General features: G+C 52.7%; 9 protein-coding genes. 2 read left to right on the forward strand and 7 right to left on the reverse strand.

Features of this window, described 5'->3' with window-relative positions:
- Window positions 1-114: 114 nt before the first annotated feature.
- From QP938_02125 to QP938_02140, 4 genes are all read right to left on the reverse strand, one after another.
- Entirely contained in the window at window positions 115-1,722 is a 1,608-nt protein-coding gene (locus tag QP938_02125) for a carboxyl transferase domain-containing protein (GenBank protein ID WIO74722.1), read from the reverse strand.
- A 207-nt stretch (window positions 1,723-1,929) separates the two neighbouring features.
- The gene (locus tag QP938_02130) at window positions 1,930-3,099 is read right to left on the reverse strand and encodes an isovaleryl-CoA dehydrogenase (GenBank protein WIO74723.1); all 1,170 of its coding nucleotides are present in this window, start codon (window positions 3,097-3,099) and stop codon (window positions 1,930-1,932) included.
- 93 nt (window positions 3,100-3,192) lie between these two features.
- Window positions 3,193-3,579, reverse strand: a complete 387-nt coding sequence (locus QP938_02135; protein WIO74724.1) for a MerR family DNA-binding transcriptional regulator — start codon at window positions 3,577-3,579, stop codon at window positions 3,193-3,195.
- Between the two features lie 87 nt (window positions 3,580-3,666).
- Window positions 3,667-4,878 carry a hypothetical protein gene (locus QP938_02140; protein WIO74725.1) on the reverse strand — a complete coding sequence of 404 codons (1,212 nt, stop codon included), beginning with the start codon at window positions 4,876-4,878 and terminating at the stop codon, window positions 3,667-3,669.
- An 89-nt stretch (window positions 4,879-4,967) separates the two neighbouring features.
- Here QP938_02140 and serB point away from each other — a divergent pair, with 89 nt between their 5' ends.
- The gene (gene serB / locus QP938_02145; protein ID WIO74726.1) at window positions 4,968-6,185 is read left to right on the forward strand and encodes a phosphoserine phosphatase SerB; all 1,218 of its coding nucleotides are present in this window, start codon (window positions 4,968-4,970) and stop codon (window positions 6,183-6,185) included.
- A 284-nt stretch (window positions 6,186-6,469) separates the two neighbouring features.
- On the opposite strand, the gene QP938_02150 is transcribed toward serB, so the two are convergent.
- The 3 genes from QP938_02150 to epmB all read right to left on the reverse strand — a co-directional run bounded on the left by QP938_02150 (window position 6,470) and on the right by epmB (window position 11,434).
- Window positions 6,470-8,569, reverse strand: coding sequence for an EAL domain-containing protein (locus tag QP938_02150; protein WIO74727.1), 2,100 nt, complete (start codon window positions 8,567-8,569; stop codon window positions 6,470-6,472).
- Between the two features lie 131 nt (window positions 8,570-8,700).
- Window positions 8,701-10,269, reverse strand: coding sequence for a hypothetical protein (locus QP938_02155; protein WIO74728.1), 1,569 nt, complete (start codon window positions 10,267-10,269; stop codon window positions 8,701-8,703).
- A 148-nt stretch (window positions 10,270-10,417) separates the two neighbouring features.
- Window positions 10,418-11,434, reverse strand: a complete 1,017-nt coding sequence (epmB, locus tag QP938_02160; GenBank protein WIO74729.1) for an EF-P beta-lysylation protein EpmB — start codon at window positions 11,432-11,434, stop codon at window positions 10,418-10,420.
- A 252-nt stretch (window positions 11,435-11,686) separates the two neighbouring features.
- Here epmB and efp point away from each other — a divergent pair, with 252 nt between their 5' ends.
- On the forward strand, window positions 11,687-12,259 hold the full coding sequence (gene efp / locus QP938_02165) for an elongation factor P (GenBank protein WIO74730.1): 573 nt from the start codon (window positions 11,687-11,689) through the stop codon (window positions 12,257-12,259).
- Window positions 12,260-12,305: the final 46 nt, after the last annotated feature.

Raw genomic sequence — 12,305 nt, forward strand, 5'->3', positions numbered from 1 at the left:
ATAATGTGTATTTTGCTTCTGGTTCAGCAACCTAAATGAACAGGGTATCTTGTACTGAACTCTTGCGACTTGGTTTTAGCGTGCGACGTGCGACGTCAGACGTGCGACCAAGCATTACATTCTAAATACCCCAAACTTCGTCTCTTCAATCGGCTTGTTCAACGTCGCCGAAATTGCCAGTCCCAACACATTGCGGGTTTCAGCCGGGTCGATGACACCGTCGTCCCAGAGACGGGCTGAGGCGTAGTAGGGGTGTCCCTGTTGTTCGTAATTGTCGATGATAGGCTGCTTGAACTTCGCTTCGTCTTCCTGGCTCCAGGAGTCGCCCTGGGCTTCCAGCTGGTCGCGTTTTACCTGTGCCAGTACACCGGCAGCCTGTTGGCCGCCCATCACAGAGATGCGGGCATTGGGCCACATAAACATAAAGCGCGGGTCGTAGGCGCGGCCGCACATACCGTAGTTACCGGCACCAAACGAACCGCCAATCAGTACGGTAAATTTGGGCACCTGGGCGCAAGCCACGGCAGTTACCATCTTGGCTCCGTGCTTGGCGATGCCGCCTGCTTCGTACTGTTTGCCCACCATAAAGCCGGTGATGTTCTGTAAAAAGACCAGTGGGATTTTGCGCTGTGCACAGAGCTCAACAAAGTGGGCACCTTTTTCAGCCGACTCGCCAAACAGGATACCGTTGTTGGCAACGATGCCCACCGGGTAGCCGTGAATGCGGGCAAAGCCACACACTAATGTGGTGCCGTAGAGTGCTTTGAATTCGTCGAATTCGGAGCCGTCCACCACGCGGGCGATGACTTCGCGTACATCGTAAGGCTGACGCGAATCACTTGGGATCACGCCGTAAATTTCTTTCGGGTCGTACAGAGGTGCCACCGGTTCAGCCACATCCAGTTGTGCCGGTTTGGTTCTGTTCAGCCGTGATACCGCTTGGCGAGCCAGCTGCAGGGCGTGGTGATCGTTCTGCGCGTAGTGGTCGGATACCCCTGAGGTGCGGCAGTGCACATCGGCGCCGCCGAGCTCTTCTGCGGAGACCACTTCACCGGTTGCTGCTTTCACCAATGGCGGGCCGGCCAGAAAGATGGTGCCCTGGTTTTTTACAATGATGGATTCGTCCGCCATTGCCGGCACGTAAGCGCCACCCGCGGTACAGGAGCCCATCACCGCAGCGATTTGGGGAATGCTCTTGGCAGACATATTGGCCTGATTGAAAAAGATTCGACCAAAGTGTTCGCGATCCGGGAATACCTCGTCCTGGCGTGGCAGGTTGGCGCCACCGGAATCCACAAGGTAGATACAGGGCAAATTGTTCTGGTCGGCGATCGCCTGGGCGCGCAGGTGCTTTTTCACGGTCAGCGGGTAGTAGGAGCCGCCTTTTACTGTGGCGTCGTTTGCAACGATGATGCACTCCTGCCCGGACACGCGACCAATACCGGTGATAATGCCTGCTGCCGGTACATAGTCTTCGTAGACTTCCCATGCAGCCAGCTGTGACAGCTCCAGAAACGGTGAACCGGGATCGAGCAGGGCGTTGATGCGGTCGCGGGGTAACAGTTTGCCACGGGCGACGTGCTTGTCGCGATACTTCTGCCCACCGCCGAGTTTGATTTGTTCGATCTTGGCACACAGGTCGTCGACCTGGGTTTGCATGGCTTCGGCGTTGGCGGTGAAGTCAGCAGAGCGGGTGTTGATCTTGGTTTTTATGGTAGCCAAAGTTTGCACTCCGTTTTGTTGGGTTGCACGTCTGACGCTGCACGTCGCACGCTACAACCATGCACTTTGTAGGTTGGCACTCTTTTTTCTTAAGAGGGGCCGTCAAACAACTTGCCGGTTACCACCTTTCTTGACGGGTTAAAGCCCGACCTGCATAGGATGGTGCCTTTAGCGTGCGACGTCTGACATGCGACGTGCGACCAAATCTTATTCAGTTTCTTTAAACAATTCTCGGCCAATCAGCATACGACGAATCTCCGAAGTACCGGCGCCGATCTCGTACAGCTTGGCATCGCGAAGCAGGCGGCCGGTAGGGAATTCGTTAATGTAGCCGTTTCCGCCCAGTGTCTGGATTGCTTCCAGTGCTACCTGGGTGGCTTTTTCCGCACAATACAGGATGACACCGGCTGCGTCTTTGCGAGATTCCTCACCGCGGTCGCAGGCTTTGGCTACTGCATACAGGTAGGCGCGACAGGCGTTGAGAGTGGTGTACATATCGGCGATCTTGCCCTGCATCAGCTGGAACTCACCGATAGAGCGGCCGAACTGTTTGCGGTCGTGAATGTAAGGTACCACGATATCCATGCAGGCTTGCATGATGCCAGTAGGGCCACCGGACAGAACGGTGCGCTCGTAGTCGAGGCCGCTCATCAGAACTTTAACGCCGTCACCTTCTTTGCCGAGAATGTTCTCTGCCGGTACGCGAGCATCTTCGAATACCAACTCACAGGTATTGGAGCCGCGCATACCCAGCTTGTCGAGTTTTTGCGCCTGGCTGAATCCCGGGGTGTCGCGCTCAACGATAAAGGCAGTGATACCACGTGATCCGGCTTCCGGGTCAGTTTTGGCGTAGATCACATAAGTGTGGGCATCCGGACCGTTGGTGATCCACATTTTGTTGCCGTTCAGGATGTAGTGATCGCCGTCTTTCACCGCGCGGAGCTTCAGGCTCACAACGTCGGAACCGGCATTAGGTTCGGACATTGCCAGCGCACCGATGTGCTCACCGGAACAGAGCTTTGGCAGGTACTTGAGTTTCTGTTCATGTGAGCCGTTCTTGTGAATCTGGTTCACGCACAGGTTGGAGTGAGCACCGTAGGAAAGTCCGATAGAGGCGGAGGCGCGTGAGATCTCTTCCATCGCCACTACGTGAGCCAAATAGCCCATGTTGGTGCCGCCGTATTCTTCTGCCACAGTCATGCCTAGCAGGCCCATGTCGCCAAATTTGCGCCACAGGTCATTGGGGAATTCATTTTTCAGATCGGTCTCTTCGGCGATCGGGGCGATTTCTGCCTGGGCGAATTGGTATACCGCATCGCGCAGCATGTCGATGTCTTCACCGAGGTCGAAGTTCAGGGTCGGGTAGTAAGTGCTCATATTTCTATATCTCAGTGGTTAATTCGTGAGACGGGAGATGAAAGATGTGAGATGGTGGGGCTGAGGAGCGGCCCATCTCCCATCTCACGTCTCTCATCTCTCATTTCTCAATGCTTTCAGGCACAGCTCTTCGGCGTCATCGAGGTCTTTCATTAATAGCTGAATATCTTCGATTTGTCGTTTCAGTCGTGCGCGCTGTTGTTCAATGCCCACCAGCAGGCTTTTCAGCTGGGTGACATTGCCGTGTTCCGGGTCATACATTTCAATGATGTCGCGACTCTGTTCAAGGGTGAATCCGAGTCGTTTACCACGCAGAATCAGCTTGAGCTTGGTTCTGTCAGCAGTCCGGTAGATGCGGGTCTGGCCGCGGCGTTGCGGCGAGAGGAGGCCGACCTCTTCGTAGTGGCGAATGGTTCGCGTGGTAACGTCAAACTCTTTAGCCAGGTCAGAGATACTGTAAGTGGTATTGGCATCGGCCATGTTGAGTACCGGCAGTGATCATTGAAAGGGTAAGTTTACGTTAACGTAAACTTTGTCTCAAGAGCTGACGATGACCTCAAAGGAGGGCTACTGGCTGATCAGGTAGCGGAACTGTTTCTCCAGCAGTGACTGGTGAGAGCTGGAAAAGGACTCAAGACGGTATAAATCCGAACTCTCCGACACCTCTTCGGCTGCGATGACATCCTGCAGTGTGTGGTGAAGGCTGGTGGCGCTGTCCAGCAGGATTTCGTTGCGCTCGGCAAGGCGTGCCAGGCGGATCACTTCGCTTTCGCGTTTTTCGCGATCAAAGTCGCCCATCAGTGAGCCCTGCTGGCCGGAATTGCTGAGTCGTACCGCAGCAGAGAGAGCCAGGCCAACTCCCAGGGATTGGGCGTGACGCTCGGCCAGTTTCAGCAGCAGGTGAACGCTGCAAAGGGCTCTTAACGGATGATCGCCGGATTCGCGATCTCCCGTGAATTCGATAAACAGGGTTTGCTCGCGACCCGGGCTGCGCTCGCCGTGATAGAGGGTGACGATCTGGGCGAGGTCGTCATCGAGTTGTCGCAACAGTCGCTGGAGATTCTCTTTACTCAGTTGTGCTTCCAGCCGGTCGAGGTTTTTGCAGTGCAGAGCCACGGTGGCAATTTGGCGAGTGGGCTCTGAATCCTTTTCGGCTGATAAAGATTGGGTGAGAAGTGGGGTCAGGCGATCGGACAGTTGAGTCAATTCGTCACCGCTATTTTCCGCTTCTGCGTCGCTGGGCAAACGGTTGCAGAGATTTTTCAGCTGAAGGGATAGGCGGCGACCGGTGATCAGGCTGTGGGCAGATAGGCCCGCTCCAAAAATTAACCAGACAGCAAGAATCCAGTTTAAAGGGGTGTGGTATCGAGCACTCAGTTCCGCGGTATTGATATCGACACCGGCAAAGGCAGCAGTTTTGTTTTCAATAATCAACGCTTCTCGATAGCGAGTAATTTCTTCCTGGGGGCGTTCGCTACGGATGCCGCTTTGGGCGATCAGTTTTTCCTGGGGATTGTAAACAGTGGCTCCGGCAACCTCCGCCTTGGCTACCAGCTGATCTACACTGACCTGCAGACTGACCAGATCATTGTGGATAATTGGCTGGCGAATACTCTGTGCTAATTGAGCTGCCAGTGCATTGCCCAGACGCTGCCCTTCATTTTTCGCAAGCTGATCGGCTTGCCAGCTTCCCAGTATATAAATCAGCAGCCCGGCAACCAGCACAAGAGAAATGGTGGTCAGTGGCAAGCGCAGTGCGTAGGTATTGGGAATAGCCATTGTGGATCCGTTTATGCAAATTGGTGCCATTCTATCGTAGAATTCACCTGGGTTTGTGAAAAATCCATCGACGATTCGGGGATGAAAAATTGAAAGAATTATTTTGGTTGTCAGTTTCGGGTGCAGTGGGCAGTGAAGCTGAATTAAATATTTTAGGAAAAATTTCCGAGCTGGATGCAGAGCTGCTGGATATTCGCCAGACTGCTATCCATCAGCATTTTGTGCTGGGTGCATTGCTCGGGGTTTCTGAACAGAATAACGATGGTTTAAATACCCTGGTTGCAGAGCTGTCGGAGCGGTTTGAAGTCAGCTGCGTGCGACTTGCGACAGAAGAATTTGGAATCTGGGAAAAGGGTGAGCAGTGTGCCGCTCATGTTATTACCCTGCTGGGGCGCCAGGTTGATGCATCGCAATTATCTGCAGTCACTCAAATTGTCTCCAGGCACAATCTGGCCGTTATCGGGTTGGAGAGATTAACGGGTCTCAGCGACCCTGAAAATGAAAATTCGCAACAACGCTGTTGCATTGAAATGACGCTGCAGGGTTTTGTCGCCGATGAGCCTGCACTCAGGGCCGACTTGCTCAATGCTGCCGAAAATTTACAGGTTGATATTGCCTTTCAGGTAGATGGCCCCTATCGACGCAATCGTCGACTGGTAGTGTTTGATATGGACTCGACACTGATTCAACACGAGGTGATTGATGAGCTGGCTGCGGCGGCTGGTGTGGGTGAGCAGGTAGCTGCGATAACTGAGTCTGCGATGCGCGGTGAGCTGGATTTTACCGAGAGCTTTGCTCGCAGAATGAAGCTGCTGAAAGGTCTGGATGTTTCGGTGCTGGAGCAGATTGCCCATTCGCTCAATCTTTCCGAGGGTTGTGAGCGTTTGGTGACTACCCTGCACAAGCTGGGATATAAAACTGCGATTGTTTCTGGAGGCTTTAATTATTTCGCCCGGTACTTGCAGTCAAAGTTGGGGTTCACCTATGTTTTTGCCAACGAGCTTGATGTAAAGGACGGCAAGGTAACCGGAGAAGTAATCGGGCAGGTTGTGGATGGCCGCCGCAAAGCTGAATTACTGCAAGAGCTGGCCCAGCGCGAAGGATTATCCCTGCAGCAGGTGATAGCGGTTGGCGATGGTGCCAATGATTTGCCGATGCTGGGTATTGCCGGGCTGGGTGTCGCGTTTCGCGCCAAGCCTATAGTTCGGGCAAGCGCCAGGCATTCAATAAATGCACTGGGGTTGGATGGTGTGCTTTACCTGTTGGGACTACGTGATCGTGATATAGACGCTCTACGTAGAGCATAGCTAAAAACACAGGAATTCCGCAGCGCTGTTCGCTTATATCTGTCATCCTGAGCGCAGCGAAGGATCCTGGTGCAGGCTCAGGGTTGGGGTGTTGGTTTGTGTTAGGAAGCTTATAGCGAGTCCGCTCTTGCCGCAGCCTGACAGGCGACTCCTCATAATACCCACAAATCGTCGCAGCCTGTCAGGCTGCGGCATGAGCTACTTTGGAGGGCGTGCGTTCTGAACGGATCATCGTAATCCTGAGCGCAGACAAAGCGCTCAGGATTGCGGGTGGATCGACCTAATTAATCGTCGTCGCCACTAAAGTCAAATGACATACTGGGCTGCGGCGGTTGCAGATAGTGACCCTGAATAAATTTAACCCCCATGCGCCAAAGGGTAGGCATCATGGCGGGGCTTTCAATGAACGGCACAATCACTTTTTCATTGCGATCTGTCATTTTGGCAAGCAGTGACTCGAGAGCTTTTACACCCTCTTGATCATCGTGAGCCTTCTCAACCAGAAGTCGGTCCAGCTTGACGTAATTGACGGACACTCTTTCCAGGAGCTGCATCGGGTTGATGCTCATGCCAAAGTGGGCAAGTGCAACCTCGCTGCCCATCTCTGTCAGGAGTTCAATTGTTTCCACACCCTGGTTGAGATAGCGACCAACATCAATTTCACGCAGTTGGAATATCAGGCTCTTTGGCGAAATTCCTGAAGGTGACAGATTAATTTTCAGCCATTGAATAAATTCCGGATCGCAGAAGGTGCTTTGACTGATATTTATAAACAGCCGCACATTTGGATCGCGCTCATGTATCTCGGTAAGGGCCAGGATTGCCTCATGGATAATCCAGTGGTCTATCTCTTTGGCGGCATCTGTCTTGAATACCTGGGAGATAAAGTCACTGGGAAGCTCTTCGGCGATTTCCTGGTCTTTTACTTGAATCAGTACTTCATATATTGGCAGATTGTCGCCGTGAAGGCTGATAATAGGCTGATACAACAACTCCAGCTGATCGTTGCCAAGTAGCTTGCGACCAAGGGACTCTACATTGTTATCAATCTGGTTGGCGTTGCGGGTAAACTCCATTTCATAAAGTTTGGCTCCATTGCCAACACCACTCGTATCACTCTCTTTGTGCAGTTTTTCCATTGCCTGCATGCAGCGCTCAATTGCCACTTCAAAGGTAGTTACCGCTTCGGAAATAACACTGAGGCCAATACTGAGGGTCACAGCAAAGGTCTGTGATTCCACATTGATAATTTCACTGGCCACCTTCTTGCACAACGCTTCGCACTGACTCAGGGCAGAATCAGGGTCGGTGTTGGGCAGCAGCAACAGGAAGGTGTCCTCCTGGAAGCGTCCGGTAAAGTGCTCATCGGTAATCTGGTTTTCGATGATTCTCGCCACCTGGTGCATCAGTTCTTCCGTGGTGGCCATGTTGCTCTCGGTGCGCAGTCGCTCAAATTGATCAAGTTGGATACAGATCAGCACAGAATCCTTGTGCTGCTGCGCGGCGCGATGGATGGCGCCATTAACATTTTCGATCAACTTGTTGAGGCGAATTTCGGTGAGCCCGGAAGATGGGGTAGACGCTATTCCGCCAGCAGTCACAACGGGTTCTGAGGCCTGCTCATCGGCCTTGATCATAAATTGCAGGGCTGGTTCGTCTTCATAGACGACCTGAGTTGCAGTCATTGTGACTTCTATTGGCAGGTCATCAGCCCGCTGCCCGGAAAAATGTACTTCTTGCGAGTCCCAGCTGTTCTCTTCGAACATGTTCTTCAGCAGCGACTTGATCTGGTTGCGACTGGCCTCTGCAACGCTGTCGATGACCGGCAGGCAGATCATGTCGTCACTGTCCTGATAGCCAAACAGTTGGGCAAAGCTCTCGTTGGCGTAGATGTAAGTACCTTCTTTCACCAGCGCGATGGCGTGGCGAGAACTGTCCATCAGCGTTTGGCCGCGGCTCTCTGCAGTGACATAGCGACGTTTCCAGTAGCGCAATTGCCGACGCTGCTCCAGGTTGTAGAGCGTGCGTGCTACTGCAAGCAGCAGGTGTTGATCGTTATCAACGCTGATAACGTCTGAAGCACCCATGCGCAGGCACTCGATCCTGGCAGAATCTGCATTCTCGCTGATAAATATGGTGGGGAGGTCGCGACTGAGTCGCCGAGTAGTGTGAAAGATGGTTTGAGGAGGAACTGTTTTGTTTTCAAGTTGGGCAACGATCAAGTCCCAAGCGCCATCCTGCAGCACTTTTGGCAATTCCTGCTCTGAAGTGATGTGCTTGGCCGAAACCTGATAGCTTGCATTTCGGAACAGGCTGACCAGTTTGTTGGCTTCATCAACGAAGTCATGAATCAGTAGCAGGTTTAAAGGTGTAGATGCAGACATAGGCTTTATTATTCGCTCACTCTTGATAAACAGCGTGTGATCGCGTGGCCGTGCGCTGTGTTCTTCACAAGCTTTATTGAGTAATTATTATCAATGATTGTTGATCATGCTGCCAATCGGCGGCGGGGTCGTCAATCGCTTTGTTGATAATTTGCTGCTGCCAGCACAAAACTGCAGATTGAACCGGTGCTTTCCAGTAGCGCCGTCATTTCTTCATTAGTGTTGTTTCCATGTGAATCGATCAGTTGTATTCGGTCACCCTGCTTGAATGTCAGGGTTGGAACAATAAGTTGTCGACCACTCAGCTCCTTATCTACCAGCAGTAGTGCCGGGATAAAGGTTCCGGTTTTGTCCGGTAGTTGATTGGTTCTCGATGCACAGGATGTCAATTTGCCATGCTGCAGTTCAACCCCAATCAGGGCAGATAGCCTGGGGGTGGTGTGTTTCCAGCGCACGATGCCGAGCTGCCAATGTTCGTCATCACGAATGGCAACCAGCTCTCCTGGCACTATTCTCTGCATGTGTTCACCACTGAGTTCAAAACAGAACCCATTGCTGCTGGAGTTAATCTCTTCCACTTTCAGCGGGGTGACTTCACCAACATTTGTGGTGTGGTCTTGCTCACCATCCTCGCCAAAGTAACTCAGGAAATCAGCAAAATCATTTACCCCGGAGACAACACTGTGGATAAAAGGCAGTCCGTAGATTATCTCCTGCTGTCGCTGGTTTGGTGTTCGTTCCAGCTGGCGCTTGAGTTCATAAGACCAGGCTTCGCATAAAGAGCGTATTAGCCGTGGGGGAACAGTGTCGATAACCCGGGCGTTGGGGAAATTCTGCAGTTTGGTGGCCAGGTTCTCCAGCAATGGTTCCAGGTAAATCCGGTAGTAACTTTTTTTCTGCCCCGGCTGTTCAGAAACGTACACTGGGGGCTGATTGGCATCGATATCCACCATATAGATTCCGGTGGTATGGCCGCGCGCCAGCTGAGACATGGGGGCCCACTCTTTGAGGGCGTTGTAAACCAGGGTCAGGTCGTTGCTGGACAGGTGATTTGGGTGGCCGCAAGCCAGCAGTAGTACTCGCATATACTCGGTATGAATGGTCACCGAGGGTGCCCCGCCGCGGGCTTTTCCAGGGTTGGGCACCGAATCCAGTTTGCACATCACAGCAATGCGGTGAAGGCTGTGCATGTTGATCCACAGATTCGTGGGTGCCGCGATATAGAACTGGTTGGATCGCAAATAAGAGAGGCTCAGGGCCTCCATGGCAAAAAGGATCGATTGAGCCAATAGTGGATATGGCAAAGAACGTGCACCGTTGGTCAAAAACTGCTTGATCACCGAGCGATAGTTGCCTGACAGATGCTTGAGTAGAGCCTGTGATAGAGAGATTGCCTTGGCAGTTTTGTGGCACAAAGATGTCTTTGCCAGAGCTGCAGAGCACTCCAGGGTTGCCTCGCGCACGGTGTTGAGTAGCTTGAGCTTTTCGTTGGCTGTTATGCTCAGAGTTTGTAGTTCGTTCAGGAAGCTGTACAGAAGCTTGCCGCGGTCAGAGTGTGGATACTTGGAGAGCTTTTCCACAAAGCGGGTGAAGCCTTCACCCTGATGACTGCAGATAGTGAGTTTGTCGGTTGAGAGAGGTGCAGCCGTAAGCCGACTGGCTAGCTGTTCCAGCCCCTCAAAGTTGACAACTCGTTCCATAAGATTCTCCCCCACATCCCACGATTGGCACGGCCAAAAAGCAATAAAAAAGCAAATAATAAAGACCGGCTATTAAATCATAGTTACATATCCAAAAGAATTCGAGATTCCTTGATATATGTAGCTTTGAACGAGATTTGACCAGTCGTCAGAGCAGGGGTTCAATCGGGGTTTTGGAGGGGTTGCCTGCTTCCTCCCGAGCCAGTTTTGGAACCAGGTAGCCAGGCAGACGCTTGATCAGTTCACCCACCAGCCTGCGTGCTGTTATTTCATCGACGTCAAAGTGCTGCGCTCCTTGCACGCGATCCAGAAGGTGAAGGTAGTAGGGAAGAACGCCAATTGAGAACAGTTTCTCGCTCAGTGCTTCAAGTTGCTCGGCAGTGTCGTTGACTCCCTTCAGCAGGACTGCCTGATTGAGCAGGGTTACGCCGGCACTTTTAAGCCTGGCAGCCGCCTCGGCGACAGCTGGGTCAATTTCATTACCATGATTACAGTGCAGAACCATTACCGGCTTAAGCCGGGAGCCGGTCAGCCACTGCAGGCACTCGTCGGAGATGCGCTGTGGAATTACGATCGGCAGGCGAGTATGAACCCTGAGTCTGGTGATGTGTGGAATTTGGGTGATTTGCCGGGTAAGCCATGCAAGTTGCCTGTCGCTTGCTGCGAGCGGGTCGCCACCGGAATAAATGACTTCGTTGATCTCGGTGTGGTTGGCTATGTAGTCAAGGGCCCGTTGCCAGTCCTGCCGATTGGGCTTGTTATCCTGATAGGGAAAATGACGTCGAAAGCAGTAGCGGCAGTTGATGGCGCAGTTGGGGCTTACAATCAGCAGCACTCGACTGCGGTATTTGTGAATAAGCCCCGGAATAGGGTTGGCCTCCTGTTCGGCCAGTGGGTCGGTGCTGTAGCCGGGCGCGGCCAGCAATTCATCGCCCAAAGGCAGAATCTGCTTGAGGAGAGGGTCGTTGAGGTTACCCTTTTGGATTCGCTCCAAATACGGCTTTGGCACTCGCAGTGGAAACTCTCCGCAGGCAGCGCGAGCCGAGTCCAACTGGTCGTCGGGAAGGTCGAGCAGGCGAAAAAGCTGCTCCGGGTCGCGGACGCTTTGGGTCAGTTCTTCCTGCCAGGAGAGCGGTTCAGCGAGGGTGTGTATTTGAAGGGTCATGGAGCAAAACGAATAGGGTGTAGTGAGCAGAATTGGCTGCGGAGTATAGCATGGATGCCGTTGGGGCTTATGTTCTGTATAATCGCCGCCACTCCAGTAACAGCCCGTGCAGAGGCAGCCAGAGGCCGGCTTTGAAAACGTTTCCCATCGGGGTGACTGATGTCGGCGGCCGGCTTTGCGATGTGCGGCAATAAGCCCATTTAAATCAATGGGTTGCAAAGTTTCTAAATATTGATATAGGCGAATAATCTGATGGCCAATTACTCAACCAACGAATTCCGCAGCGGTCTGAAAGTGATGCTGGACGGCGATCCTTGTTCCATCGTTGAGAACGAATTTGTAAAGCCGGGCAAAGGCCAGGCATTCAACCGCGTTAAACTGCGCAACCTGAAATCCGGTCGTGTGTGGGAGCGTACCTTCAAATCCGGCGACAGTCTGGAAGGTGCCGATGTAATGGATACGGATATGCAGTATCTCTACAACGACGGTGAAATGTGGCACTTCATGGAGCCAAACACCTTTGAGCAGTACCAGGCTGACGAGAAGGCTGTTGGCGATGCAGTGCAGTGGCTGAAAGAACAGGATATCTGCATTGTTACCCTCTACAACGGCTCGCCGCTGTCAGTAACCCCGCCCAACCACGTTGAGCTGGAAATTGTCGAAACCGATCCGGGCCTGCGCGGTGACACTGCCCAGGGCGGCAACAAGCCAGCCAAGTTGGTTACTGGCGCCGTTGTTAAAGTGCCTCTGTTCTTGAATGTCGGTGAAGTTGTTCGCGTTGATACCCGTACTGGTGAGTATCAAGGCCGCGCGAAGAGCGAGTAAGAACATTGGTTGTTCACAAAAGGCGAAGCAACTGCTTCGCCTTTTG

The organism is Porticoccaceae bacterium LTM1 (genome assembly GCA_030252795.1).
GTDB lineage: Bacteria > Pseudomonadota > Gammaproteobacteria > Pseudomonadales > Porticoccaceae > SCSIO-12696.